Raw genomic sequence first — 25,414 nt, 5'->3', positions numbered from 1 at the left:
GAGGGCGATTGGTGACAGGGGGAACAGGTGACCTGCGGCACGCCGGTCAGAGCGCCGCGAGGAGGTCCTCGGTGATCTGCTCGGCCGGCCCGGGCCGGGCGTCGGCGTGCGCCGTCCCGGCCCACAGATGGACCAGCTCGGGCTGGCCGGTCTCCTTGCCGTGCCGGCGCAGCGGCGCGGTCACGTGATGGACGTGCGGGTAGGCGGCGGGCGCCGCGTCCGAGTAGCGCTCGGTCCACATCGTCCGCAGGGCCCGCGCGCTGCGCCCGGTGAAGGCGCGCGTGACGACGGTGCCCGACCGGGTGTGGAGGGCGTGCCGGTGGACGTCCGCCGTCCCCGCCTCGTCGGCGAGGAGGTATGCCGTGCCGGCGGCGACCGCGTCGGCGCCGGCGTCGAGGAGGGCCCGGGCGACGAGCCCGTCCGCCACTCCGCCGGCGGCGACCACCGCGGTGCGTGCAGGGGCGAGATGCCGCACGGCGCGGACGAGATCGCGCGTCGGGTGGTCCCGGCGGTTGTCGACCGGGCCGCCCCGATGTCCTCCCGCCTCCCCGCCCTGGGCGACGATCCCGTCGACGCCGAGTTCGGTCGCCCACTCCACCTCGGCCGGATCGTTGAGGGTCACCCACACCTCGGCCCCGACCCGATGGAGCCGGTCCACGTCGTCCAGACCCGGCCAGCCGAACGCGAAGGAGACGACCGCCGGGGGCGACTGGACCAACGCGTCCAGCTTCCCTGCATACGCGTCGTCGTCCCAGGTCGGCCGGCCCAGCTCGACGCCTGCCAGCTCGGCCATGGGAGCGAGGGCGGCGGCATACTCGCGCGCCCGCTGGGTCAGCTCGATCCGATCGGGTCCGGGGACGAAGAGGTTGACGCCGAACGGGCGGTCCGTTGCCGCGCGCAGGATCTCGACATCGGCGGCGAGCCGGTCGGGGCTGAGGTAGCCGCCCGGCAGGAAGGGGAATCCGCCTCCGGCGCCGACCGCCGCAGCGAGGGCGACGGTGCCGGGGCCGCCCGCCATGGGTGCGAGCACCACCCTCGGCAGGCCCGATCGGGGGTTCATCGGCGTGGCTTCCGGTCCACGCCGAGGCGCCGTGCCTCGGGGACGTCCATGTCCTCGCAGAGGGCGAACCACACGGTCCGTGGGGGGACGCCGTCCTCGAGCGCCTGCTCGGCGCTGCGGTCGTCGAGCGCATGGAGGACGTGGCTGCGCGCGAGCGAACGGGCATACGCGGCCCCGAACTCGTCGTCCATGAGGGTCCAGAACTGGCTCAGCCGCACCCGGTCGAGTCTAGGCGGCGGGGAACGTCGGCATACTGGCGCTATGCGACTCATCACCGCTGACGGTGTGCCTCCCTCTCCAGCCCGCGTCCGGGAGCCGCTGGCCCCGCCGGTGCGGGTCGCCCTCGTCCAGCATCGCTGGCGGGACGATGCCGCCGAGCTGCGCGACACGCTCCGCGACGGGATCCGCCGGGCGGCGCAGGCAGGCGCGCAGGTCGTCTTCCTCCCCGAGCTGACGCTGTCCCGGTACCCCGCCGACACTCTCCCCACCGGCCGGCCGAGCGACCTCGCCGAGCCCCTCGACGACGGACCGACCGTCTCCTTCGCGAGGGAGGCGGCCCGCGACTTCGGCGTCCATGTCCACGCCTCGCTCTACGAGAAGGCCGACGCCGCGGACGGGCTGGGGTTCGACACGGCCGTCCTCGTCGCACCGTCGGGTGACCTCCTCGGCCGGACACGCAAGACGCACATCCCCGTGACGGCCGGCTACTACGAGGACCGGTACTTCCGGCCCGGTCCGGCGCGGGACGCCTACCCCGTCGTCGCCCTCGCCTCGCCGGCGCTGCGGCTCGGTATGCCGACCTGCTGGGACGAGTGGTTCCCCGAGGTGGCGCGCGCCTACGCCCTCGCCGACGCCCAGGTCCTCGTCTACCCGACGGCCATCGGCTCCGAGCCCGACCACCCCGACTTCGACACCGAGCCGCTGTGGCGGTCCGTCGTCACGGGCCACGCGATCGCCAACGGACTGTTCATCGTCGTGCCGAACCGTTGCGGCACAGAGGGACTCATCACGTTCTACGGCTCGTCGTTCATCGTCGACCCCTACGGCCGGGTCCTCGTGCAGGCACCGCGGGCCGAGGAGGCGGTGCTCGTCGCCGACCTCGACCTCGCCCAGCGCGAGGACTGGCTCGACCTGTTCCCCTTCCTCTCGACACGCCGTCCCGACTCGTACTCGGCCCTGACCGAGCCGATCCGTCCGGAGCATGTGCGTGTCGATCCGACCGTCGTGACGAGGGCATCGGGGGTGGCGTCGTGAGCCCCTTCAGCTGGCGGATGCCCGCCGAGACGGCGCCCCACGAGCGGACCTGGATGGCGTGGCCGAGCAGCGGCTACACGCTGGGTGACACCGCCGAGGAGGTGGCGAGCGCCCGGCATACCTGGGCGGCGGTCGCCAACGCCGTCGCCCGGTTCGAGCCGGTGACGCTCGTCGTCGACCCGTCCGACGTGTCCGTCGCGCGCTCGCACGTCGACGGCGGCGTCGAGATCGTCGAGTCCCCCCTGGACGACGCGTGGATGCGCGACATCGGCCCGACGTTCGTCGTCGGGGACGACGGGTCGCTCGGTGCCGTCGACTGGGTCTTCAACGGTTGGGGCGCCCAGTCGTGGGCGACGTGGGACAAGGACGCCCGGATCGGCGTGTTCGTCGGCGAGCGGGCGGGCGCCCACATCGTCGACTCGCCGATGGTCAACGAGGGGGGCGGGATCCACGTCGACGGCGAGGGGACGGTGCTGGTCACCGACACCGTCCAGCTCGACCCGGGCCGCAACCCCTCGATGTCGCGGCAGGACGTCGAGGTCGAGCTGGCCCGGACGATCGGCGCGACCCGGTGCATCTGGCTCCCGCGCGGGCTGAGCCGCGACTACGACGAGTTCGGGACCCGGGGCCACGTCGACATCGTCGCGACGTTCGCCCGGCCCGGTGTCGTGCTCCTCCACTGGCAGGACGCGCCGGACCACCCCGACTTCGCGGTCTGCCGGGAGATCGAGGCCGCCCTGCTCGCAGCGAGCGACGCGCGCGGCTCGTCGTTGGAGATCGTCCGCGTGCCGGCGCCGCGAACCCTCAGCGACGGCGAGGGGCCGGTCGACTGGTCGTACATCAACCACCTGGTCGTCAACGACGGCGTCGTGGCGTGCGCGTTCGACGACCCCCAGGACGCCGAGTCCCTCGCGATCCTCGCGGAGGCCTACCCGGGCCGGGAGGTCGTCGGCGTCGACGCCCGCCCGCTCTTCGCCCGGGGCGGCGGCATCCACTGCATCACCCAGCAGCAGCCCCGCGTCTGACCCGGGCGGGGCGGGACGTGCCCCCGGCTGCCTTCGCACGTGCCGAGTTGTTGTTCCCTACCCGCGGGTAGCACGACATCTACTCGGCACGTGCGGTGACCGGCTGTGGGCTGTGCCGTAACCGGCTGTGCACGAGCGGTGACCGGCCGTGCACGTGCGGTGACCGGCCGTGCACGTGCCGAGTTGTTGTCGTCGGAAGGCTCGCCAGACGACATCAACTCGGCACGTGCGACGGACGGCCGTCGGGGTGAGGGGACCAAGCGGGCGCGCGGGTATCAGCGGGTCGTGGGGCCGATCCGCAGCGTGAGTCGCACCATGTCGCCGAGGTCGAGCTCCTCGGCGCGCAACACCGCGAACTTGACGGGCACGAGATAGCTGCCGTCCTTGGGGAACAGCGACGTCGTCCACGTGGTATCGCCGGTCCGGACGCTCGCCGGAATGCAGCCCCACCCGTACGTCAGCTCGGCGGCCTCGGCGTGGATGGCGTCCGCGACGGCGTCGGGCACCCGGACGAAGTGCCACGGCGACGGCCCCCGCCAGTAGATGAGCTCACCGTCGAACGTCGCCTCCACCGTCTCGAGGGTATCCGCGGTATGCCTCGAACGTCACCGAATACCTCGACCCAGCCGGCACCGCTCCGAGTCGAGGTACGACGACCCCGTCAGATGGTCACCACATACCTCGACCCGATGGACGACCTGCGAGTCGAGGTGGCCCCACCCCGCCGCAACGTCAGCCAATACCTCCACCCGCGCGGCACCCACCGAGTCGAGGTAACCCCACCCCGCCAGAACGTCAGCCAATACCTCCACCCCCGCGGCACCGCTCCGAGTCGAGGTACGACGACCCCGTCAGATGGTCACCACATACCTCGACCCAGCCGGCACCGCTCCGAATCGAGGTAACCCGACCCTGCCGGAAGGCCACCCAATACCTCCACCCGCGCGGCGCCACCGGAGTCGAGGTAACCCCACCCCGCCGCACGCTCACCGAATGCCCTGAACGGGCGCGTTCAGGGGACGACGACGAGCTTGCCCGCCACGTGGCCGGCGCGGCTCACCTCGTGAGCGCGCGCCGTCTCCTCGAGCCGGAATGTCCCGACGATCGGGAGGGTGAGCCGACCCTCGGCCACGAGGCGGACGACCTCTGCGCGCCCCACCGTCCGGATCCGCGTCCCCGGGTCGGCGCCGGGTCCGCCGCCGAGGAGTCTGATGCCGTCGCCCGCCCGGCCGAACCCCGCGATGGAGATGACCCGGCCCGGATCGGCGACGAGGGCGAGCGAGACGTCGATCGCCTCGTCGGTGCCGACGCAGTCGAGCGCCACGTCGACGCCCTCGGGAGCCGCGGAACGGACCCGGTCGAGGAGCCCGTCACCGTAGACCAGCGGGACGGCGCCCAGCTCGCGCAACCGGTCCTGGCTCTCGGGGCCTCCTGTCGCGACCACCCTCGCCCCACGCAGTCGAGCGAGCTGGACGACGAGACTCCCGACCCCGCCGGTGCCGTTGTGGACGAGGACCGTCTCGCTGCCGTCGAGGGACGCTGCCTCGACGAGGTGCCAGGCCGTTCCGCCGACGAGGGCGACGACGGCAGCCTGTTCGAACGACATGCCAGCCGGTTTGGCGAGCAGGGTCGTGGCAGGCACGACGACGGCATCGGCATACGCGCCGTCGTGGAACCCGTGCGCGATGACCTCGTCCCCGACGGACCACCCGTCCACACCCTCGCCGACCGCGTCGACGACGCCCGACAGCTCGAAGCCGAACGTCGAGAGCGACTCTGGGTTCCGCGACGTCGCTCCCGAGTACGACTTCCAGTCGATGGGGTTGACGCCGATCGCGCGGACGGCGACGCGCACCTGTCGCTCGCCGGGCTCGGGCGTCGGCACCTCGACGACCTCAAGCTGCTCGGGACCACCGAAATCCTTCGCGACGACGTGTCGTGTCATGACCGGACCAACCCCACCGTCTGCTGCGTCATTCCCGCACCCGCCACCCGGCCGCCGGCCACTCTCCTCGGTCCGACCCCGCGGAGGAAGACCCGAGGAGGGCGACGTCTCGTGGGTGAGGTGGCCGACGTCCCGGCCTCAGCCGATCCACCACGAGGACGTCCTCCGCCACCGGCGACCGCCGCAAACGGCGAGGCGCCGGCGGCGAGCTGCCATCGGCGACCGCCGCAGACCGCGAGGCGCCGGCGAACCGCTGCCTATTCCCTCAGGTGACCCGGGCGGACGATGCCGTGCTCGTAGGCGTAGACGACGGCCTGCGTCCGGTCGCGCAGCTCGAGCTTGGTCAGCAGCCGGTTGACGTAGGTCTTGACCGTCGAAATGCCGAGGTACAGGTGCTCCGCGATCTCGCTGTTGGACTCCCCGAGCGCGATGCGGCGCAGCACGTCCTGCTCGCGAACGCTCAGCGGACACGCGTCGGGCGTCGGCGACGGGAGTCCGTGCCGGGCCAGGAAGTCCTCGATGAGCCGGCCGGTGATCGCCGGCGCGAGGAGCGCCTCACCCGCCGCGACGACCCGGACGGCGTCGGTGAGCTGACTGCCCCGGACGTCCTTGAGCAGGAAGCCGCTCGCCCCGGACCGCAGCGCCTCGTAGACCCAGTCGTTGCGGTCGAACGTCGTCAGGACGAGCACCCGCGGCGGCGTGTCGAGCGCGAGCACCCGGCGGGTCGCGACGAGCCCGTCGAGGCGTGGCATCCGGATGTCCATGAGGAGCACGTGCGGTCGGTGCCGCCGGGTCAGCTCGACCGCCTCCACCCCGTCCGAGGCCTCGGCCACGACGCGCATGTCGGCCTCCCGGTCGATGATCGCGCGGAAGCCGTCGCGGACGAGGGCCTGGTCGTCGGCGACGAGGACGTCGATCATGCCGGCCGCACCGCACCACGGCGGAGCAGGCCACGCCGGCGCCGGTCGCTCGCGGGCAGCGGGAAGGTCGCCACGACCCGGAACTCGTCGCCCTCGGCGCCGACCTCGAGCGTGCCGTCGTACAGGTCCACGCGTTCCCGCATCCCGATGAGGCCCCGGCCCGCCCCGGGCAGGGCGTCGGCCGACCGACCCGCCAGGGCGTCGGCCGACCGACCCGCCAGGGCGTTGCATACCGACAGGCGCAGCCGATCTCCCTCGTGGTGCACGCGCACCGTCGCCGGAGCCCCCGGAGCGTGCTTGACGACGTTGGTCAGCGACTCCTGGACGATGCGGTATGCCGTCGCGTCCAGGCCCGCGGGAACGACGAGGTCGTCGTCCGTCTCCAGCTCGATGTGGGCGCCGGCGGCGCGGAGCTGGGCCACGAGGGCGGGCAGCTCGGCGAGCCCGGCGGCGGGCGAGGAGACGGGTTGGGAGTCAGGCCCCACCTGGATGAGTCCGAGCATCCGCCGCATGTCGGCCAACGCGTCCCGGGCCGTCGTCTCAACCGCGTCGAGGCGGCGATCGACCGCCTCCTCAGGCTCCCCGTCCCGCAGCGCCATCCGGGCGGCCACGGACTGGAGGACGACGATGGACAGTCCGTGGCTGACGATGTCGTGCAGCTCGGCCGCGATCCGCGAGCGTTCGTGGTCGGCCGCGTCGCGGACCTCGGCATCCCGGGTCGCCTCGACGGCGTCCGCCCGAGCGTGGGCGAGCGCCGCCGCCCTGCCCCGCTCGGCGCCGAACAACCCGGCACCCCAGATCACCGTGCAGAACGTCAGGGTGAGCGCGATGTCCCCCGCGCCGCCGACGGACGGGTTGCGGGCCATCGCGGTGCCGAAGGTCGCGCAGCCCAGCACCCAGGCGACGACGGCGTCCCGCCGGCTGCGCAACGTCCCGACCGTCCCGAAGACCGCGAGGATCGCGAAGAACTCCAGACCGGAGGCCCTCGGCGCGGTCTGCGATCCCACCATGATGATCGCGAAGGCGACGACCGCCGAGCCGAGCGGCTGCCGGCGTCGGGCGAGAAGGACGACGAGCGCCACCGCGGCGAGCACGCTCCCGATGCGGTCCGCACTCGAGCCCTGGCCCACCGACGTCGCGAGGGCTGCGACGGCGAGCAGGAGGAGTCCCGCGTCGAGCAGGTGTCGTCGGAGGAGGGCCACCCCTCGACGGTAGCCGTGCCCGCAGCGGCGTGTCGTCCATCGCAGGATCGACAAGCCCCTCGCGAATCGACCGCTCGACCGACGCGAGGACCGGGACGGCGCTCCTAGCGTCGACGGCGACCACTCCACCGACCGAAGGAGCACCTCATGCGACTCGAACGACTCGCACCCCTGACCGGCCCGCTGGGACTCGCGGCGATCATCGCCGCGCTGGCCTCCGACACCCTGCCGGGCGGGGACGTCACCGACGCCGACCTGGCCACCTACACCCAGACCCACGGCTACGGCACCTGGCTGCTCATGGGCGTCGGCTTCGGCGTCGGCGGCGTCCTGCTCCTCGTGTTCGCGGCCGTGCTGGCGACGCGGCTGGAGCGGGCCGGCGCCGGCCCGGTGGCGACCCGGATCGCCCAGGTCGCCGGAACGGCCTGGGGCACGCTCGCCCTCGCCGCGGGAGCCTGCTGGTCCGCCGCACCGATGGCCCACCTCTTCCTGTCCCCACGACCGCCGACAGCCGCGGTCTACAACCTCTTCGGCGGCCTCAGCTACGGCATCCTCGTGCTGTTCTGCGCCCTCGCCGCGGCGACCCTCGCGGCAGCGGTGACCGCCGTCGCCCTGCGGACCAGCCTGCTGCCGCGCTGGTTGGCCGTCGTCGGTGTCCCGGCGACCCTCCTCATGCTCGCGAACCCGCTGCTGCCGATGGCGGTCATCACCCTCTGGTTCACGGCGGTCGCCATCTGCCTGGCTCTTCGAGAGCCGGCGAAGGACCCGGTCACCGGGGCCGCCATCATGGCCGGCGCCGTCGCCTGACGGTCCACCCGAGCGCGGGGTATGCCGGTCCACCCGAGCGAGGCGGATGCGTCTCCCCGCGCGGCCGGTCCGGACGGCCGCCCGCTCGGCTCGGCGCCGGGACGGGAGGCGAGGCGTCGGGTCGAGCGGGAGTCAGGCGGCCGGCGAGGTGTCGCCCCGGCCGGCCGCAGCCGGCCGGCCCGCCGCCTCGGGGATGCCGAGAAGCCGGACGAACATCGCCCCGACGTGCCGGGCGACGTCGGCGTGACGGTCCGGATGGACATGGAGGACGGCGGCGTATGCGGCGACCATGCCGCCCGCGGCCCGGGCGACGTCCCGGGGCGGAGCGGCGGGCACGAGACCGTGCTCGGCGACGGCCCGCTCGATGAACCGGGTCGTCGTCCGCAGGGTGTGGTCCTCGATGTCGTCGAGGAGGGCCCGCTGGACCGGGTCGGTGAGCGCCTGGTGCTGCAGGACGGTGAGGAGCCGGACGTTGCGGGTGTAGGCGTCGAGGTAGGCGACGGTCGCCTCGACCGCTGCCCGTCGCACGTCGCCGGCCTGGTCGGGCGTGAGGCTCTGGCTCGCCCGCAGCTCCTCCCGCAGGCCGTGGGCGAGGTGGGCGAAGACGTCGTGCTTGGAGGCGAAGTAGACGTAGAAGGTCGCCCTGCTCACCCCGGCCCGGTGGGTGATGTCGGCGACGGTCGTCGTCGCATACCCGTTGTCCTCGAACGCCTCCCGCGCCGCGGCGAGGAGGGCGGCGTGCTGCGCGGACCCGGCGCGGTCGTGCTTCTCGCGGGTCGCCCACGGGATGGTCGTCATCGGTCCATTGTCTTGACGTTGACACTCATGTCAACGACAATCGCCGACGTGACGACGCCGCCCGCGCCCGGGAGTCCCATGCCCGCGAGCCGGGTCCTCGTCGCCAACCGCGGCGAGATCGCCATCCGCGTCTGCACCGCCGCCCACGCGGTCGGCCTCGTCCCCGTCGCCGTGACGACCGCCGACGAGCCGGGCGCGTTGCACGCCCGCCACGCCGACGTCGCCGTGCCCCTCCCCGGCACGGGCGTCGCGGCATACCTCGACGTCGAGGCCGTCGTGGCCGCCGCACGGGAGGCCGGCGCGCAGCTCCTTCATCCGGGCTACGGCTTCCTCAGCGAGTCGGCCGAGCTGGCCCGGGCCTGCGAGCGCGCCGGGGTCGGGTTCGTCGGGCCGTCCCCGGAGGTCCTCGTGGCCCTCGGGGACAAGCGCGAGGCCCGGGCCCGGGCCGAACGGCTCGGCATACCCGTCCTTCGCGGTGCATCGTCCGTGGCCGCCGCCCGCGCACTCCTCGCCGACGCCGGCGGCGTCATGGTCAAGGCGGCCCATGGCGGCGGGGGACGCGGCATGCGACCCGTCCGCGACGTCGCGAGCCTCGCCGCGGAGTGGGACCGGGCCTCCTCCGAAGCGGGCCGCAGCTTCGGGCAGGCGACGGTGTATGCCGAGGAGCTGCTCGACGGCGCGCGCCACATCGAGGTGCAGGTCGCCGGCGACGGCGCGACGGCCGTCGCCGTCGGGGACCGGGACTGCTCGGTCCAGCGCCGGCGTCAGAAGGTCCTCGAGATCGCGCCGGCCGTCACCGTGCCGCGCGAGGTCCGAGGTGAGCTGGCCGACGCGGCCGAGCGCCTGGCCGGCGACGTCGGGCTCCGGGGTGTCGCGACCGTGGAGTTCCTCGTGGCTCCCGGCCGGTGGGTGTTCCTCGAGGTGAACCCCCGGATCCAGGTGGAGCACCCGGTGACCGAGGAGGTGGCCGGCGTCGATCTCGTCGCGGCCCAGCTGCGGCTCGCTCTCGGCGCCCGGCTGGCCGACGTCGGTCTCGCCGGGCGGCCCGCCGAGCGAGGCATCGCCGTCGAGACGCGCGTCTGCGCCGAGCGCGTGGAACCCGACGGCTCGACCATCGCGACGAGCGGACGCGTCACGGCGTGCGACCTGCCGGGCGGGCCGGGCGTGCGCGTCGACACGTGGCTGCGCACCGGCGCCGAGGTGACCGGGCGCTACGACCCGCTCCTCGCCAAGGTGATCACCCACGCCCCGGCCGGCTCGACGCTCGAGGAGGCGATCGACCGGCAGCGGTCCGCGCTCGCCGACGTGCTCGTCACCGGCGTCGCGACGAACACCGACTTCCTCGACCGCGTCCTCGCGCACGACGTCGTCCGCGGTGGCGCGGCGACGACGACGTTCGTCGACGACCATCTCGCCGACCTCGTCACGCCGCCCGTGGACGCCGACGACACCCACGACATCGTCGCGCCGATGGTCGGCACGGTCCTCGAGGTCCGGGTCCGCCCGGGGGACCGTGTCCAGCGGCACGACGAGGTCGTCCTCCTCGAGGCGATGAAGATGGAGCACGTCCTCCGGGCGCCGCACGCGGGCACGGTCGCCGAGGTCCGCAGCGAGCCGGGAGCGACGGTGTCGGCCGGCGAGCCCCTCGTCGTCATGGCGGCCGACGACAGCGCTGTCGTCGAGGAGGTCGAGGAGGAGGTCGTCGACCTCGACGCCGTCCGGGCCGACCTCGAGTCCGTCCGGGCGCGGCACCGCGTCACCCTCGACGAGGCGCGACCGGAGGCCGTCGCCAAGCGGCACGCCACGGGCCGCCGCACGGCCCGCGAGAACCTCGCCCACCTCCTCGACGACGGCAGCTTCCGCGAGTACGGCGCGCTCGCCATCGCCGCCCAGCGTCGGCGCCGACACGTCGACGACCTCGTCCTCCGGACGCCCGCCGACGGGATCGTCACCGGAGTCGGCGACGTCAACGGCACGCGCGGCGTGGAGAACCCGGCTTGCGCCGTCCTCGCCTACGACTACACCGTCATGGCGGGCACCCAGGGCTACCTCAACCACAAGAAGACCGACCGGATGCTCGAGCTGGCCCGGGACCGACGCCTCCCGGTCGTCCTGTTCGCCGAGGGCGGCGGCGGCCGGCCGGGCGACACGGACACGACGTCCGTCTCGGGCCTCGACGTCCCGACGTTCGCGACGATGGCCTCCCTCCACGAGGTCGTCCCGACGGTCGGGATCGTCGCGGGGCGCTGCTTCGCCGGCAACGCCGCACTCCTCGGCTGCTGCGACGTCGTCATCGCGGCCCGCGACGCGAACATCGGCATGGGCGGACCGGCGATGATCGAGGGCGGCGGCCTCGGCGCATACGCCCCCGAGGACATCGGTCCCGCCGCCGTCCAGCACGCGAACGGGGTCGTCGACGTCCTCGTCGACGACGAGGCTGCCGCCGTCGAGGTCGCGCAGCGGTACCTCGCATACGTCCAGCAGCCGCACCTCGCGGGCGAGCACGCCGCCGCCGACCCGCGCCTCCTGCGGCACCTCGTCCCCGAGAACCGGCGCCGGGCATACGACATCCGCGGCGTCGTCCGGGCACTTGCCGACGAGGGGTCCGTCCTCGAGCTGCGCGACGGGTTCGGCGCGGGCATCGTCACCGCGCTCGCACGCCTCGGCGGCCGCGCCGTCGGCGTCGTCGCCAACAACCCCGAGCACCTCGGCGGCGCCATCGACGCCGACGCCGCGGACAAGATGGCCCGCTTCCTCGGACTCTGCGAGCGCTACCGGCTCCCTGTCGTATCCCTCTGCGACACACCGGGGTTCATGGTCGGGCCGGCATCGGAGGAGGAGGCGACCGTGCGCCGCTTCGCCGATCTCTTCGTCGCCGGCGCACGCCTCACCGTGCCCGTCGTCGCCGTCGTCGTCCGCAAGGGCTACGGCCTCGGCGCCCAGGCGATGGCGACGGGCAGCTTCCGGCAGCCGGTCGCCACCCTCGCCTGGCCGACGGGCGAGGTCGGGGCCATGGGCCTCGAGGGCGCCGTGCGGCTCGGCTACCGCCGCGAGCTGGAGGCCGAGCCGACGGCCGAGGCCCGTCAGCGCCGCTACGACGAGCTCGTCGCGGCGGCCTACGAGGCCGGTCGAGCGACGAACGCCGCCCAGGCCTTCGAGCTCGACGCCGTCATCGACCCCGCCGAGACGCCCGCGTGGATCCGCACCGCGCTCGAGGAGCACCCGTCCGGCCCGGCCGGCCGACCCACCCCCAGGAGGACACCATGAGCGCGCAGTCGCAGGCGAGCTTCGCCGACGTCATCGAGGCCCATGTCGCGGACCTGCGCCGCCGGCAGTCGGCGACCCGGCCGGCGGTCGTGCCCGACGAGGTGCGCTACCCCTACGGCGAGCGCACCCTCCCGGAGTACGTCTCGCACTGGGCCGCGGTGTCCCCCGACAAGCCGGCCGTCGTCTGCGCCGGGGAGACGACGACGTATGCCGCGCTCGACGACCGCGTCCGCCGCGCCGCCGGGGGGCTGCGCGCCCTCGGGGTCTCGGCCGGCGACCGGGTCGCGGTGGACCTGCCGAACTCGACGGAGTTCGTCGTCACGATGCTCGCCGCCCTCCGCCTCGGAGCCGTCCACGTGCCGGTCAACCCGATGTTCACCCCCGAGGAGCTCGCATACGAGCTGACCGACAGCGGCGCTGCGGTGCTCGTCACCTTCCCGGCCCTCCTGCCCGCGGTGCGGTCCGTCCGGGCCGCCACGCCGCTGGAGCACGTCGTCGTCGTGCCGCTGGGGGCCGGGCAGGCCGATCCCGACGGGCCGGGCGGAGGCGAGTCGGCATGGGGTGACCTCGTCGTCCACGCGCCGATCACGGACTGCGCCACCGACCTCGACGCCCTCGCGGCTCTCAACTACACGGGTGGGACGACGGGCTTCCCGAAGGGTTGCCAGCACACCCAGCGCCACATGCTCTACACGGCGGCTGCGGCGGCCACCTCGATCGGCCTCGGTGCGGAGGACGAGTTCTCCGCGCTGTGCTACCTGCCGATCTTCTGGATCGCCGGGGAGGACCTCGGCATCCTCCTCCCCGTCGTTCTCGGAGGCACCTCGGTGCTCATGGCCCGCTGGGATGCCGGGACCGCGTTGCGGCTCCTCGCGGAGCACCGGGTGCGGACGATGTGCGGCACCGTCGAGAACTACCTGGAGATCCTCGACCGCGACGACCTCGCCGACCACGACCTGTCCGCGCTCATCGACCCCAACGCCGTCTCGTTCGTCCGCAAGATGGACCCCGAGGTGCGCCGTCGGTGGCGCGACCGTGTCGGCTCGCACTCGCTCCTCCGCGAAGCCTCCTACGGCCTCACCGAGACCAACACCCTCGACACCTCCCCCTGGGGGCTCGCCGAGGGCGACCGCGACCTCCTCGAGGAGCCGGTGTTCTGCGGCGTGCCCGTGCCGGGTACCGACATCGTCGTCGTCGACTGGGAGACCGGCCTGCCCGTGTCCGTCGGCGAGTCCGGGGAGATCCTCGTCCGCAGCCCCGCCGTGACGACGGGCTACTGGAACAACCCGGAGGCGACGGCCGAGCAGCTCGTCGACGGCTGGCTGCATACCGGCGACAACGGACGACTCGACGAGGCGGGCTGCCTGCACTACCTCGGGCGGCGCAAGGAGATGATCAAGGTCAAGGGGATGAGCGTCTTCCCCGCCGAGATCGAGATGGCGCTCGGCCGGCACCCCGCCGTCGGGTCGGTCGCCGTCGTGCCGGCCGCCCATCCGGACAAGGGCGAGCAGCCGGTCGCCTTCGTCACCCTCGTGGGCCGGGGCGTCGATGCCGCGACGCTCGAGGCGTATGCCGCCGAGCACCTGTCCCGCTACAAGGTCCCGGTCGTCGTCGTGGTCGACGACTTCCCCATGACCACGACAGGCAAGATCCGCAAGGTCGAGCTCGAGCAGCTCGCCCAGGAGGCGGTCGACGCCCGCACCTGATCGACGCCCGCAGCTCCGGCGGCGGCCCTGTCGAGGGGTCGGCCTCGCGCGCAGAGCCGGAGGTCCACCTCCTGCCTCCGCTACGAGTCGGGCACGGGGACATCCAGGCTTCCGGGGCCCCAAAGGCTCCAGGAGCGCCACTCCACAGGGACCCCCTCCTGTCCGGGGAGCCTCGACACCATGCAGCAAGCCCTGCCTGCGCATCCCGGGTCACCAGGCGTGGGCGTGGCGGGCCACGGGCAGGCCGCTCATCGAGTCCAGGAAGCGTTGGAGGGCGGGCGTCGGCGGGGTGTCCCGGGTGAGGATCATCAGTCGCCGGTTGATGGTGGCGTCGGCGATGTCGCGGATGGCGATGGTCGGGTCGTTGGTGGGCAGGGTGAGTTCGGGTAGGAACGCGACGGCGTGGGCGGCCCGGACCAGGTCGAGCTGGACGTCGGCGTCGTTGGAGCGGTGTCGGATGTCGGGTTCGAAGCCGCCGAGGGCGCGACAGGTGCTGACCACGAGGGCGTCGTGTCCGCTCCCGGAGGGGGAGGTGATCCAGATGTCGTCCCGGAGCGAGGCGACGGGGACGGGCGCCTCGTGGCGGGCGAGAGGGTGGTCGGCGGGCAGCACCAGCATGAGCTGCTCCTGCAGCAGCTGGGTGAACCGCAGGCCGGCGGGGCGCGGCCGTGGGTGTCCGTCGTAGTCGTCGCTGATCACCAGGTCGAGGTTGCCGAGTCGTAGCTCGGGCAGCGCCTGTTCCAGCTCGATCTCGGAGATCTCGACACGGATGCTCGGATGGTCGCGGCGCACCGCGGCGAGGGTCGGGACCAGGACGCGCTGGGTCGCCGAGGAGAGGCCCCCGGCCCGGACGGTGCCGCCGACCTGCTCGGCCATAGAGGCCAGCTCGGCCTCGGCCGCCTCGGCCGCAGCGAGCATGGCGGCGGCGTGCCGGCACAGCACGGTGGCGGCGTCGGTCAGGCGCACCCCCCGCCCCGCCTTGTCCAACAGCCGAACCCCAGCTTCCTTCTCCAGCACCGCCAACTGCTGAGAGATCGCCGACGGGGTGTAACCCAGGGCCGTCGCAACGGCGCCCAAGGTGCCCCGCAACTGCAGTTCCCGCAGGACCCGAAGCCGACGCAGGTCATACACAACCATGAAGGAATGCTAACCAGTAAGGTCCATGAATCATCGCTGGACCTGACCAGTCAACGTCTCCGATAGTGACCGTCATGGGTCGCGTCCTGGTGTTGATGTCGGCGGCAGGCTTCGGCACCGGCGCCATCTTCGGCAAGCTCGCCTACAGCGCCGGCGTGTCGGCCGACGCGCTGCTGTTGTTCCGCTTCCTCATCGCCGCCGTCATGATGGGCGTGATCCTGCTGGTTCGCCCTAGCCTGCGCTCCGCCGGACACGTCACCGGATACCGCGTCGGACTCGACGCTCGCACGATCCTGACCGGGCTGGTCCTGGGCGGGGCCGGGTACGCCGTCGCCGCCATGCTGTTCTTCGCGGCCCTGAGCCACATCGACGCCTCGGTGGGGTCGCTCGTGCTCTACACCTACCCCCTCATGGTCACCCTCGGCACGGCCGCGCTGGGCCGGGGCCGCCTCACACCCCGCCGCGGCGGGGCACTGCTGGCCGCCACCGCGGGGACCGTGCTGGTCCTCCTCGGCGCCGGCGGTCTCCACTACAACATCGTGGGCGTCGCCCTGGCCTTCGGCGCTGCGCTGGTCTACACCGCCTACATGCTCGCCGCCGACCTGACCGCCCGCCACATCCCACCCATGGTGCTGGCCACCCTCGTCATGACCGGCGCCTCGATCACCCTGGCCGGACGGGTCCTGCTCGGCGGCGGACTCGACCTCCACTTCGGCGCACTCGGCTGGACCTGGGTCCTCTGCATGGCCCTGGTCGCCACCGTCCTGGCGATGCTCGCCTTCTTCGCCGGCCTCGCCCGCACCGACACCGGCACCGTCGCCATCCTGTCCACCTTCGAACCCGTGGTCACCACCACCCTGGCAGCACTGACCCTCCACGAGTTCCTCGCCCCTCTCCAGCTCCTCGGCGCGGCCCTCGTGCTGTCCGCCATCCCCGTCCTGCAGCTGAAGAGGCGAACCCGCTCGGACCCGGACACCAGCGCCGGTGGCCCACCCGAGACCGCACCTGCCGGGCTGGCCCAGGCCTGACACGAAGGCCAGATCGGCCACGCACGTGCGACTCGCAGCAGTCGATGACTCATGCCCGCAGACAGGTGGGCCGCCTGGCGGCGGTATGCCGTACGTGCGAGACGTTGCCTACTGCGGGAGTGACTCCCAGACCAGTTCGGCGACGTCGAGGACCAGAGTGGGCGAGTCGCTATCGGGGTCGGCCGCCGCTCGCACCTCTCCGACGCAGACACAGACGACGTCGTTCAGGCGCCGATATGGATCGCGATCGCTCAGGTGACGAACCGACCCGACGATCTGTCGGCGCCCCGGGGGGTATGCCCGGCCGTAGCCGTGCCACTCGACCATGACGGTGGCCCCGTCGTCGGTCTCGATCACGGCTCGGAAGTCGGGTTGGAAGGGGCCGTCGGCGGTTCGCCGTAGGGGAAAGTTGCACCCGGTGAAGCGCCCGCTGATCTGTCCCTGGCAGTGGCCCTCGGCCAGGAACAGATGCTGTTGCCAGCCGCCCTCCAGATCGATGCTCCAGCTGCGCGGGTAGGTGAAGGTCAGTCGGTAGATCGTGTTCAACCGCATCCGGTCCCCGTTCCATCCGCATCCCACCGAGGAGCACCTCAATGCTCCTCCCTGCAGTCAACCCGTCTCGGCATGCTGCGGCCCGTGGCGGCGAAAGGGTGCTCCATCGACGGGCGCCTGGAGGCGGCTCTAGCGTGGCGGGATGATGTTCAGTCGAGACCTGCGCGACCGGGTCGCCGGCGGCGAGGTCACGGTGTCGATTCGGCGGTGGAGCAGGCCGCAGGTCAAGGTGGGTGGCCGCTACCGCACCGCCGGCGTCGTCATCGAGATCGACTCCCTCGAGGTGCTGCCCTTCTCGGCCATCACCGACGATGATGTGGCCGCGTCAGGCGAGACTGATCTCGAGGCTCTTCGTGACCGGGCGGCCCACTCTGGCCCGATCGGCGATGACACCCTCGTCTACCGGATCGAGCTCCACGTCGTGTAGCGATGTGCGGCCCTGCGACGCACCCGCGGGCGGGTCGGTGCCCGAGTAGATTCGGATCGTGGGTACCGTCCTCGAGAGCCTCACGGAGGCGCAGAACGTCCATGACGCGGAGGGGCTCGCGTCCCACTTCGCCGTCGACTATCGAAGCGATCAGCCCGCTCACCCCGACCGGGCCTTCAGCGGGCGAACGCAGGTCCTGGAGAACTGGACGGCGGTGTTCGCCGGAGTGCCGGACTTCCACGCCGAGCTCCTCGCGTGGTGCCAGGACGGGCAGGTGGAGTGGGGCGAGGTGGCGTGGGGTGGCCACTACGTCGACGGTTCCCTGTTCTCCATGTGCGGAGTGATCGTGGCCACGATCGACGATGGACAGATCGCGGCGGCCAGGCTCTATGTAGAGACCGTCGAGCGCAGCGGCGCGGACATCGATGCCGCCGTCGAGCAGCTGTACCGGCCGCCGGGCGAAGACGCATGACTTGAGCGCGGCGGAAGGGTGCACCTCGCGGAGTGCCGTGCGGCGGGCGTTCGCCGACCCCTCGGGGGGTGTCAGGCCGGAACTGGCACGGGCAGGAAGCGCATGGCGACCGCCCCCGACCGGAACTCCTGGCGCTCCACGAGCTTCAGCCGGATGCGCTCGCGCAGACCGGCGAGCAGTGTCGGCCCGCGTCCGGCAAGGACCGGCTGCACGACGAACTCGTACTCGTCGATCAGTCCCAGGTCTGCCAACGCCAGGGGAAGGGTCACTCCACCCACCCAGAGGCCCTCGCCCGGCTCCTGCTTGAGCCGGCGAACCGCTTCACCCAGGTCGCCCCGCACCACCTCGGCATTCCAGTCCGCCCCACCCAGCGTGCTGGAGACGACGTACTTCCGCGCCCGGTCGATGGCCTCGGCGAACGGGACCTCCCACTCGTCCATCCAGTCGGGCCAGGTGCCGGTGGCCGGCTTCCGCCACGCCGACTCCATCATCTGGTAGGTCACCCGACCGAACAGCAGGGCGTCGGCTCGTGCCATCTGGGTGGTCCAGTAGCGCATCGACTCCTCGTCCGGCGGCAGCCCCGCCTCGTGATGGCAGCAGCCGTCCAGCGTGACGTTGATGGAGTACCGAAGTAGCCTCATCTCGTTGCTCTCCCTCGAGGCGGCCCAACGTTCACCGGACCGTGCTCACCCTACTGTCGGGCCCCCACGAGCGATCTGGCTCGGACCAAGCAGTCGCCGCGAACCGTCTCGCCCCCATCGGAACCGCCCGTTTGCGATCGTCCGGCACACAGGCAGGACGACTCGCGGGGGTATCACGCAACTGCGCTTCCGTCAAGTCTGTTGCGGGAACCGGGCCGACGAACAGGCAATGGGGCGCGTCGGACCGTGGACGGTGACGCCGACCGTGCTCACCAGGCTGGTCCTGGGGGAGGGGCCTCTTCCGATTGCCTGTCGGTGGGGCCGGCGGACCCCCAATGCCACCGCTGATGCGAGAAGTGCGGGCTGCGCGACAGGATCGGCGGCATCCCCGGCGGACCGGGCGAGGCATCGACGACCCTGCTGGGTGACTGGTACGCGAATCTCCTGGGGTGGAGGCGTCCGCACGTCATCCTCGTCAACGCCCGGACCCTGGTCCCGGTCGTCACGCCGTTGGCTCCAGCGAAAGGGCTGCCGGGGCGGCTCCCCGACCTGATCGCCGACGCGCTCCTGGCTCTCGGGGTGGCGCAGGAGCTCGTGGATGACGAGAGGACGCACCTGGAGGAGGTGCGGATCGCACGTACCGCAAACAGGTCGGTCGTCGGCTCGATGAACGACTTCGCGTTCCGCGCCGACCATCGGCGCACCGAGACAGGCGACCTCGACCTCGGGGCGTTGTCGATGGACCTCGCGCACGTCCCGTGCGGCCCGCTCAACACATCCCATACCTTCTCCGACGCCGAGCTGCACGCCCTCCTCGGCAGCCTCCGGCCGTCCCCGTCCGCGGAACGCCGGGTTCCTGGGCCAAGGGCTCGGGTGACTGTCGGTGGCAGGTGGCAGGGTGGGTGACCTGATGACCGATGTGCTCGACCGCTTCTCGCCCGCGACCCAGGCGTGGTTCCGCGGCTCCTTCAGCGAGCCCACCGCCGCCCAGGAGGGTGCCTGGGAGGCGATCAGCTCGGGCCACCACACGCTCGTCGTCGCGCCGACCGGGTCGGGCAAGACGCTCTCGGCGTTCCTCTGGGCACTCGACCGGCTCGCCCACGAGGGTCCGGCGGCCGATCCGCGCCGACGGTGCCGGGTCCTCTACGTCTCGCCGATGAAGGCGCTCGCCGTCGACGTCGAGCGCAACCTCCGCTCCCCTCTCGTCGGCATCGGCCACGCCGCCGACCGGCTCGGCCTGCCGCGACCGGACATCACGGTCGGCGTCCGGTCCGGCGACACCCCGGCCGACGAGCGGCGCGCCTTCGCCCGGCGGCCCACGGACGTCCTCATCACGACACCGGAGTCGCTCTTCCTCATGCTCACCTCGTCGGTCCGCGAGGCCCTGACCGGTGTCGAGACCGTCATCCTCGACGAGGTCCATGCCGTCGCGGGCACCAAGCGCGGGGCCCACCTCGCGGTCTCGCTCGAGCGGCTCGACGCGCTGCTCGACGCGCCCGCGCAGCGGATCGGGCTGTCGGCGACCGTCCGGCCCGTCGAGGAGGTCGCCCGGTTCCTCGCCGGCGGGCGACCGGTGGAGATCGTCCAGCCGCCCTCGGCCAAGCGGTGGGACCTCCAGGTCGTCGTGCCGGTCCCCGACCTCTCGGCGCTCGGCGAGACGACGGGCGACCTCAGCGGCCCGGCCGCCGGCCCGGAGCGGCGCTCGTCGATCTGGCCGCACGTCGAGGAGCGGATCGTCGACCTCGTCGCCGACCACCGCTCGACGCTCGTCTTCGCCAACTCCCGACGGCTCGCCGAGCGGCTCACGACCCGGCTCAACGAGATCTGGGACGAGCGCCTCGCACAGGCCGCGGATCCAGAGGACGCGGACACCCAGTCCCGGCATACCGGCACATCCGGAGGGCGCACCCCTGCCCAGGTCATGGCCCAGTCCGGCCAGTCGACCGGGGCACCCGCGGTCCTGGCCCGCGCGCACCACGGATCGGTGAGCAAGGAGCAGCGGGCGGACATCGAGGAGGCGCTCAAGGCGGGTCGGCTCCCGGCCGTCGTCGCGACGAGCTCGCTCGAGCTCGGCATCGACATGGGCGCCGTCGATCTCGTCGTCCAGGTCGAGTCGCCACCGAGCGTCGCCTCCGGGCTGCAGCGGGTCGGCCGGGCCGGGCACCAGGTGGGCGCGGTGAGCCACGGCGTGATGTTCCCCAAGTTCCGGGGCGACCTCGTCCAGACGGCCGTCGTCGCCGAGCGGATGCGGGCCGGCGCCATCGAGGCGCTCCACGTCCCGTCGAACCCCCTCGACGTCCTCGCCCAGCAGATCGTCGCGATGTGCGCCCTCGACGAGTGGACCGTCGAGGAGGTCGAGGCCCTCGTCCGGCGAACCGCGTCGTTCGCCACCCTCACCCGAGGCACGCTCGAGGCCGTCCTCGACATGCTGGCCGGCAAGTACCCGAGCGACGAGTTCGCCGAGCTGCGGCCCCGCCTCGTCTGGGACCGCATCGCCGGCACGCTGACCGGCCGGCGCGGCGCCCAGCGGCTCGCCGTCACCAGTGGCGGCACGATCCCCGACCGGGGCCTGTATGCCGTGTTCCTCGCCTCCGGGGACGGTCCCGGGCGGCGGGTCGGCGAGCTCGACGAGGAGATGGTCTACGAGTCGCGGGTCGGCGACACCTTCACCCTCGGCACCTCGACGTGGCGCATCGAGGACATCACCCACGACCGCGTCCTCGTGACGCCCGCGCCCGGCGTCCCCGGCCGGCTGCCGTTCTGGATCGGGGACGCCCTCGGGCGGCCCGCGGAGCTGGGCGCGGCCGTCGGCGGCTTCGTCCGCGAGGTCGTCTCGCTGCCGGCTCCCGAGGCCACGCGCCGGCTGCTCGCCGCGGGCCTGGACCAGTGGGCCGCCGACAACCTCGTCGCATACCTCCAGGAGCAGCGCGAGGCGACCGGCCGGGTCCCGGACGACCGGACCGTCGTCGTCGAGCGATTCCGCGACGAGCTCGGCGACTGGCGGGTGGCCATCCACACGCCGTACGGCGCCCAGGTCCACGCCCCCTGGGCGCTCGCCGTGTCGGCCCGGCTGCAGGAGCGGTTCGGGGTCGACGTCCAGGCCGCCCACAGCGACGACGGCATCGTCCTGCGCCTGCCCGACGTCGAGCTCTGGGGCGAGGGCGATGGCCGCGACGGGTCGGGAGCGGGCCCCGAGCTGCTCGACCTCGTCGTCCTCGACCCCGACGAGGTCCACGACCTCGTGACCGAGCAGATCGGCGGCTCGGCGCTCTTCGCCGCGAGGTTCCGCGAGTGCGCCGCGCGGGCCCTGCTGCTCCCCCGGCGTCGCCCCGACAAGCGTCAACCCCTGTGGCAGCAGCGCCAGCGGGCGGCGCAGCTGCTCCAGGTCGCCGCGCAGTACCCCACGTTCCCCATCGTCCTCGAGGCCGTCCGCGAGTGCCTGCAGGACGTCTTCGACGTGCCCGCCCTCACCGATCTCATGCGCCGCGTCGGCTCCCGCGAGGTGACCGTCGTCGAGGTCGAGAGCCGGGAGCCGTCGCCGTTCGCCCGATCGCTCCTGTTCGGCTACGTCGCCCAGTTCCTCTACGAAGGCGACTCCCCGCTCGCCGAGCGCCGGGCCGCCGCGCTGTCCCTCGACCCGGGCCTGCTCGCCGAGCTCCTCGGCCGGGGCGACGCGATGTCGCTGCGCGACCTCCTCGACCCCGCCGAGGTGACCCGCACCGAGCGTGAGCTGCAGCGCCTCGTCCCCGAGCGCGCCTGCCGCGACGCCGAGGACGTCGCCGACCTGCTCCGGGCGCTCGGCCCGCTGCCCCTCGATGCGGTCGTCGCCCGCTGCGTCGACGGCACGACCTCCACGGCGGCGGGATCGATGCTCGTCGACCTCGAAGCCGCCCGCCGGGTCATCCGGGTGCGGATCGCCGGCGAGGAGCGGTTCGCCGCGATCGAGGACGCGGCCCGGCTGCGCGACGCCCTCGGAGCCCAGCTCCCCGTCGGCATCGCCGCCGCCTTCCTCGAGCCGGTCGCCGACCCGCTCGGCGACCTCATGGCCCGGTACGCCCGGACCCACGGTCCCTTCACGACCCACGACGTCTCGGCGTGGTGGGGTGTCGGGGTGGCCGTCGCGACCGACGCGCTCCGCCGGCTCGTCGCGACCGGCCGCCTCGTCGAGGGCGAGCTGTTGCCGGCCCAGCTGACCCAGGTGCACTCCTCGACGGAGCTGTGCGACGCCGAGGTGCTGCGCCTGCTCCGCCGCCGCTCGCTCGCCGCCCTGCGCTCGGAGGTCGAGCCGGTGACCGGGCGCGACTTCGCCCGGTTCCTGCCCCGATGGCAGGGGGTCGGGGGCAGCCTGCGCGGGGTCGACGGCCTCGTCCGTGCCGTGGAGCAGCTGTCCGGTGCCCGCGTCCCGGCGAGCGCGCTGGAGTCCCTCGTCCTCCCCGCCCGCGTCGCCGACTACTCCCCCGCGCTCCTCGACGAGGCGATGAGCTCCGGCATCGTGCTGTGGCAGGGCAACGGCTCGCTCGCCGGCGACGACGGCTGGGTCTCGCTCCACCTCGCCGATACCGCCCACCTCACGCTCGCCCCTCCGGCGGCCGACGTCGACGACGCGGGGCATGCCGTCCTCGACGCGCTCGGTGGCGGGGGCGCGTACTTCTTCCGGACCCTCGTGGAGGCCGTCGGCGCCCCCGGCGACGTGCCGCTCGTCGACACCCTCTGGGAGCTCGTCTGGAGCGGACACGTCACCGGTGACACCCTCGCCCCGCTCCGCGCCCTCGTGGCCCAGGGCCGCACGGCGCATCGCCGGTCCCGGTCGGGGCCGACGGCAAGCCGGTATGCCGGTCGCCGCGGCTCACTCGGTGCGTTCGGCGGCCTGTCGACGGGTCGGATCCAGGCGCGCTCATCCGGCCGGACCAGCGCGGCGGGGCTCGCAACGCCTCCGACGGCGGTCGGTCGCTGGTCGCTCCTGCCCGCCGTCGAGATCGACCCGACGGTGCTCGCCTACGCCACGGCCGAGCTGCTCCTCGACCGGTACGGCGTCCTCACCCGCGGCTCGGTCGTCGCCGAGGACATCGAGGGCGGGTTCGCCGCGCTCTACCGGGTGCTCGCCGCTGCCGAGGAGTCCGGGCGGGTCCGCCGCGGCTACTTCGTCGACGGTCTCGGCGCGTCGCAGTTCGCGACGGGTGGAGCCGTCGACCGCCTGCGGGCCACCTCTCGTTCTCTTTCCTCCGAACCCGAGGCGAGGGAGCAGGAGACGCCGCGGTGGGACGTCACGTCGACGGAGTCCACCTCGCGGGGGTCCAGGTCGAGGGGCATCGCACCGCCGGACGCGGCGCCATGGGACCGGGCGCAGGAGTCCGCGCCAGGGACGGCCACCGGGCGCGGCATTCCTCGTGACACTCGACGGCCGGCGACGACGACCCTCGTCCTCGCGGCGAGCGACCCGGCGAACCCGTACGGCGCCGCACTGCCCTGGCCCGATCGCGCCGGTCTGGCCGGCAGCCACCCCGACACCGCATCCGGCGCACGCGGGACGGTCACCCTGCGCGGCACGAACGGGAGGGGCGGCTCGCTTGCCGGGCGAGCCGAGGACAGCCCTGCGGTCGGTGCCGCGCGGGCGGCCGGACCGGGCCGGACCGGCTCCGGCGAACCGCAAGAGGCCAGGGTCCGTGGTCACCAGCCGTCGCGCAAGGCCGGCGCCCTCGTCGTCCTCGTCGACGGCGAGCTCGTCCTCTACGTCGAGCGCGGTGGTCGCACCCTCCTGTCGTGGACGAAGGACCCCGAGCCGCTCCAGTCGTCGGCCGACGCCCTCGCCCTCGCCGTCCGGGACGGAGCACTCGGGCGGCTGACCGTCGAGAAGGCCGACGGCTCGTCCGTCCTGGGGTCCGACGAGCCCCTGGCCGCCGCGCTCGCGGCCGCCGGCTTCCACACGACCCCCCGCGGTCTACGGCTGCGCCGATGACGATGCTCGCGACCCATGCCTGAGGGCGACACCGTCTGGCGCACAGCGCACCGACTCGACGCCGCGCTCGCCGGTGCCGTCCTCACCCGGTGGGACCTGCGCTGGCCCTCGCTGGCGACCAGCGACCTGCGCGGTGCGACGACGGTCGAGGTCCTCCCGCGGGGGAAGCACCTGCTCCACCGTCTCGACTGCGGGTTGACGCTGCATTCGCACCTGCGGATGGAGGGGCAGTGGCGCGTCGCGGCGAGCGGAGGCGATGCCGATCGACAAGCGCGGCGCCCGGACGTTCGGGCAGTCCTCGGCACGGAGGACTGGACGGCCATCGGGCTGCGCCTCGGCATGCTCGACCTCGTCCCGACGCGAGACGAGGGCCGGCACGTGGGCCACCTCGGCCCGGACATCCTCGACCCCGCCTGGGGCGAGCGCCTGGGGAACATCGCGGTGGCCAACCTGCGGGCCCACGGCGGCACCCTCGGCTCCGCGCTCCTCGACCAGCGAAGCGTCGCCGGGATCGGGACGATGTGGGCTGCCGAAGGACTCTTCATCGCCCGGCTGCCGCCATGGGACCCGCCAAGGGCCCACCTCGAGGCGCTACCCGGTCTCCTGGAGAGGGTGCATACCCTCATGTCCGCCGGGCTGCGCGAGGCGATCCCGAGCAGCACCGGCATCCACCGGGAGGGCCGGAGCACCTATGTCCATGCCCGCTCCGGGCGGCCCTGCCTGCGCTGCGGCGACACGGTCCGGGTCGCGTCCATCGGTGAGGCCCCGACGCAGCGGGTCCTCTTCTACTGCCCGACCTGTCAGGGCGGCCTCGCGCCGCACGACGACGGACGCCCGATCCGGCCCCTCGGCGCCGGCCGCCGTCCCGGCGCCCAGCCGCGCCTCCGCAAGCCCTGAGTGCACAGCGCTGACCGGGTCCTTCCTTGCGGGTGACCTGGCCGACGTCGGAACGTAGGCCACCTCACCCACAAGGTGTCGGCTCGCGCCGCCGGCCGCCTGCTCGGGGCCACCGTCGGGTCGCGGCCGAGCGACGCCCCGTTCGCCCCTCGAAGCCCGTCGCCGCGGACGAGCCCTTCTGGGGAAGATGACCAGAGCCCTGACTCTGGCTACCTTCCCCAGAAGGTTCCCTGGCGCGACTCTGGTCCCGCCAGGGCGCCATTCCGCGGCCAGCACCACCCCGCCCGACCACGACAACCCCGCACGTGCCGAGTCGATGT

General features: G+C 73.2%; 21 protein-coding genes. 11 read left to right on the top strand and 10 right to left on the bottom strand.

Annotated elements, in window-relative coordinates; all coding sequences use genetic code 11:
• Positions 1–46: 46 nt before the first annotated feature.
• Together BN12_RS02775 and BN12_RS02770 are read right to left on the bottom strand one after the other, a co-directional pair.
• A complete protein-coding gene (locus BN12_RS02775) occupies positions 47–1,060 on the bottom strand; it encodes a nitronate monooxygenase (RefSeq protein ID WP_048549925.1) in 1,014 nt (337 codons plus the stop codon).
• Positions 1,057–1,278 (bottom strand): DUF3046 domain-containing protein, encoded by a 222-nt coding sequence (locus BN12_RS02770; protein WP_048549924.1) that lies wholly within the window; start codon positions 1,276–1,278, stop codon positions 1,057–1,059. The genes BN12_RS02775 and BN12_RS02770 overlap by 4 nt, the downstream gene beginning before the upstream one ends.
• Before the next feature lie 43 nt (positions 1,279–1,321).
• On the opposite strand from BN12_RS02770, the gene BN12_RS02765 reads away from it, so the two are divergent.
• Both BN12_RS02765 and BN12_RS02760 read left to right on the top strand, forming a co-directional pair.
• Positions 1,322–2,314: a nitrilase-related carbon-nitrogen hydrolase gene (locus BN12_RS02765; RefSeq protein ID WP_048549923.1), complete on the top strand. Its 993-nt coding sequence runs from the start codon at positions 1,322–1,324 to the stop codon at positions 2,312–2,314.
• A 17-nt stretch (positions 2,315–2,331) separates the two neighbouring features.
• Positions 2,332–3,339: an agmatine deiminase family protein gene (locus BN12_RS02760; protein ID WP_048555923.1), complete on the top strand. Its 1,008-nt coding sequence runs from the start codon at positions 2,332–2,334 to the stop codon at positions 3,337–3,339.
• Positions 3,340–3,614: 275 nt separating this feature from the next.
• Here BN12_RS02760 and BN12_RS02755 read toward each other — a convergent pair whose 3' ends face one another.
• The 4 genes from BN12_RS02755 to BN12_RS02735 form a co-directional block, all read right to left on the bottom strand.
• Positions 3,615–3,911 carry a DUF1905 domain-containing protein gene (locus BN12_RS02755; RefSeq protein WP_048549922.1) on the bottom strand — a complete coding sequence of 99 codons (297 nt, stop codon included), beginning with the start codon at positions 3,909–3,911 and terminating at the stop codon, positions 3,615–3,617.
• 440 nt (positions 3,912–4,351) lie between these two features.
• Positions 4,352–5,284 (bottom strand): NADP-dependent oxidoreductase, encoded by a 933-nt coding sequence (locus BN12_RS02745; RefSeq protein WP_048549920.1) that lies wholly within the window; start codon positions 5,282–5,284, stop codon positions 4,352–4,354.
• A gap of 257 nt (positions 5,285–5,541) precedes the next feature.
• Positions 5,542–6,204, bottom strand: a complete 663-nt coding sequence (locus BN12_RS02740) for a response regulator (RefSeq protein ID WP_048549919.1) — start codon at positions 6,202–6,204, stop codon at positions 5,542–5,544.
• Positions 6,201–7,406 (bottom strand): sensor histidine kinase, encoded by a 1,206-nt coding sequence (locus tag BN12_RS02735; protein ID WP_048549918.1) that lies wholly within the window; start codon positions 7,404–7,406, stop codon positions 6,201–6,203. The genes BN12_RS02740 and BN12_RS02735 overlap by 4 nt, the downstream gene beginning before the upstream one ends.
• Positions 7,407–7,553: 147 nt before the next feature.
• Between BN12_RS02735 and BN12_RS02730 the strand changes: the two genes are divergently transcribed.
• On the top strand, positions 7,554–8,213 hold the full coding sequence (locus tag BN12_RS02730) for a hypothetical protein (RefSeq protein ID WP_048549917.1): 660 nt from the start codon (positions 7,554–7,556) through the stop codon (positions 8,211–8,213).
• A gap of 132 nt (positions 8,214–8,345) precedes the next feature.
• On the opposite strand, the gene BN12_RS02725 is transcribed toward BN12_RS02730, so the two are convergent.
• Complete coding sequence (locus tag BN12_RS02725; protein WP_048549916.1) at positions 8,346–9,011, bottom strand: TetR/AcrR family transcriptional regulator; 666 nt, start codon at positions 9,009–9,011, stop codon at positions 8,346–8,348.
• Positions 9,012–9,038: 27 nt separating this feature from the next.
• Here BN12_RS02725 and BN12_RS02720 point away from each other — a divergent pair, with 27 nt between their 5' ends.
• Positions 9,039–12,278, top strand: a complete 3,240-nt coding sequence (locus BN12_RS02720; RefSeq protein WP_235432279.1) for a carboxyl transferase domain-containing protein — start codon at positions 9,039–9,041, stop codon at positions 12,276–12,278.
• Positions 12,275–13,984 (top strand): AMP-binding protein, encoded by a 1,710-nt coding sequence (locus tag BN12_RS02715; protein WP_048555922.1) that lies wholly within the window; start codon positions 12,275–12,277, stop codon positions 13,982–13,984. The genes BN12_RS02720 and BN12_RS02715 overlap by 4 nt, the downstream gene beginning before the upstream one ends.
• 210 nt (positions 13,985–14,194) lie before the next feature.
• On the opposite strand, the gene BN12_RS02710 is transcribed toward BN12_RS02715, so the two are convergent.
• A complete protein-coding gene (locus BN12_RS02710; protein WP_048549914.1) occupies positions 14,195–15,121 on the bottom strand; it encodes a LysR family transcriptional regulator in 927 nt (308 codons plus the stop codon).
• A gap of 74 nt (positions 15,122–15,195) precedes the next feature.
• Here BN12_RS02710 and BN12_RS02705 point away from each other — a divergent pair, with 74 nt between their 5' ends.
• Positions 15,196–16,149 carry a DMT family transporter gene (locus BN12_RS02705; RefSeq protein ID WP_048555921.1) on the top strand — a complete coding sequence of 318 codons (954 nt, stop codon included), beginning with the start codon at positions 15,196–15,198 and terminating at the stop codon, positions 16,147–16,149.
• Positions 16,150–16,257: 108 nt separating this feature from the next.
• Here BN12_RS02705 and BN12_RS02700 read toward each other — a convergent pair whose 3' ends face one another.
• A complete protein-coding gene (locus BN12_RS02700; protein ID WP_048549913.1) occupies positions 16,258–16,701 on the bottom strand; it encodes a hypothetical protein in 444 nt (147 codons plus the stop codon).
• A 142-nt stretch (positions 16,702–16,843) separates the two neighbouring features.
• Between BN12_RS02700 and BN12_RS02695 the strand changes: the two genes are divergently transcribed.
• Together BN12_RS02695 and BN12_RS02690 are read left to right on the top strand one after the other, a co-directional pair.
• Positions 16,844–17,128: an ASCH domain-containing protein gene (locus BN12_RS02695; RefSeq protein WP_048549912.1), complete on the top strand. Its 285-nt coding sequence runs from the start codon at positions 16,844–16,846 to the stop codon at positions 17,126–17,128.
• A 58-nt stretch (positions 17,129–17,186) separates the two neighbouring features.
• The gene (locus BN12_RS02690; RefSeq protein ID WP_048549911.1) at positions 17,187–17,600 is read left to right on the top strand and encodes a nuclear transport factor 2 family protein; all 414 of its coding nucleotides are present in this window, start codon (positions 17,187–17,189) and stop codon (positions 17,598–17,600) included.
• Positions 17,601–17,671: 71 nt separating this feature from the next.
• Here BN12_RS02690 and BN12_RS02685 read toward each other — a convergent pair whose 3' ends face one another.
• The gene (locus tag BN12_RS02685; protein WP_048549910.1) at positions 17,672–18,241 is read right to left on the bottom strand and encodes a dihydrofolate reductase family protein; all 570 of its coding nucleotides are present in this window, start codon (positions 18,239–18,241) and stop codon (positions 17,672–17,674) included.
• Positions 18,242–18,604: 363 nt separating this feature from the next.
• Here BN12_RS02685 and BN12_RS02680 point away from each other — a divergent pair, with 363 nt between their 5' ends.
• The 3 genes from BN12_RS02680 to BN12_RS02670 are packed head-to-tail and all read left to right on the top strand — an operon-like array spanning position 18,605 to position 25,094.
• Complete coding sequence (locus BN12_RS02680) at positions 18,605–19,147, top strand: DUF6933 domain-containing protein (protein ID WP_407667818.1); 543 nt, start codon at positions 18,605–18,607, stop codon at positions 19,145–19,147.
• Between the two features lie 4 nt (positions 19,148–19,151).
• Positions 19,152–24,197 (top strand): ATP-dependent helicase, encoded by a 5,046-nt coding sequence (locus BN12_RS02675; RefSeq protein ID WP_083454913.1) that lies wholly within the window; start codon positions 19,152–19,154, stop codon positions 24,195–24,197.
• Positions 24,198–24,212: 15 nt separating this feature from the next.
• The gene (locus BN12_RS02670) at positions 24,213–25,094 is read left to right on the top strand and encodes a DNA-formamidopyrimidine glycosylase family protein (RefSeq protein WP_048549909.1); all 882 of its coding nucleotides are present in this window, start codon (positions 24,213–24,215) and stop codon (positions 25,092–25,094) included.
• Positions 25,095–25,414 lie beyond the last annotated feature (320 nt).

This window comes from Nostocoides japonicum T1-X7, from assembly GCF_001046855.1.
In the GTDB taxonomy this organism is placed as follows: Bacteria; Actinomycetota; Actinomycetes; order Actinomycetales; family Dermatophilaceae; genus Nostocoides; species Nostocoides japonicum.
The sequence above is the reverse complement of the archived record's forward strand: the minus strand, read 5'-3'. Positions and strand labels throughout refer to the sequence as shown.

Bases quoted from the DNA above. Each gene is read 5' to 3' on its own strand.
- BN12_RS02740 (WP_048549919.1), bottom strand. From the start codon at position 6,204: ATGATCGACGTCCTCGTCGCCGACGACCAGGCCCTCGTCCGCGACGGC.
- BN12_RS02745 (WP_048549920.1), bottom strand. From the start codon at position 5,284: ATGACACGACACGTCGTCGCGAAGGATTTCGGTGGTCCCGAGCAGCTT.
- BN12_RS02710 (WP_048549914.1), bottom strand. From the start codon at position 15,121: ATGGTTGTGTATGACCTGCGTCGGCTTCGGGTCCTGCGGGAACTGCAG.
- BN12_RS02720 (WP_235432279.1), top strand. From the start codon at position 9,039: ATGTCAACGACAATCGCCGACGTGACGACGCCGCCCGCGCCCGGGAGT.
- BN12_RS02765 (WP_048549923.1), top strand. From the start codon at position 1,322: ATGCGACTCATCACCGCTGACGGTGTGCCTCCCTCTCCAGCCCGCGTC.
- BN12_RS02670 (WP_048549909.1), top strand. From the start codon at position 24,213: ATGCCTGAGGGCGACACCGTCTGGCGCACAGCGCACCGACTCGACGCC.
- BN12_RS02695 (WP_048549912.1), top strand. From the start codon at position 16,844: ATGATGTTCAGTCGAGACCTGCGCGACCGGGTCGCCGGCGGCGAGGTC.
- BN12_RS02705 (WP_048555921.1), top strand. From the start codon at position 15,196: ATGGGTCGCGTCCTGGTGTTGATGTCGGCGGCAGGCTTCGGCACCGGC.
- BN12_RS02685 (WP_048549910.1), bottom strand. From the start codon at position 18,241: ATGAGGCTACTTCGGTACTCCATCAACGTCACGCTGGACGGCTGCTGC.
- BN12_RS02760 (WP_048555923.1), top strand. From the start codon at position 2,332: ATGCCCGCCGAGACGGCGCCCCACGAGCGGACCTGGATGGCGTGGCCG.
- BN12_RS02700 (WP_048549913.1), bottom strand. From the start codon at position 16,701: ATGCGGTTGAACACGATCTACCGACTGACCTTCACCTACCCGCGCAGC.
- BN12_RS02675 (WP_083454913.1), top strand. From the start codon at position 19,152: ATGACCGATGTGCTCGACCGCTTCTCGCCCGCGACCCAGGCGTGGTTC.
- BN12_RS02725 (WP_048549916.1), bottom strand. From the start codon at position 9,011: ATGACGACCATCCCGTGGGCGACCCGCGAGAAGCACGACCGCGCCGGG.
- BN12_RS02715 (WP_048555922.1), top strand. From the start codon at position 12,275: ATGAGCGCGCAGTCGCAGGCGAGCTTCGCCGACGTCATCGAGGCCCAT.
- BN12_RS02730 (WP_048549917.1), top strand. From the start codon at position 7,554: ATGCGACTCGAACGACTCGCACCCCTGACCGGCCCGCTGGGACTCGCG.
- BN12_RS02775 (WP_048549925.1), bottom strand. From the start codon at position 1,060: ATGAACCCCCGATCGGGCCTGCCGAGGGTGGTGCTCGCACCCATGGCG.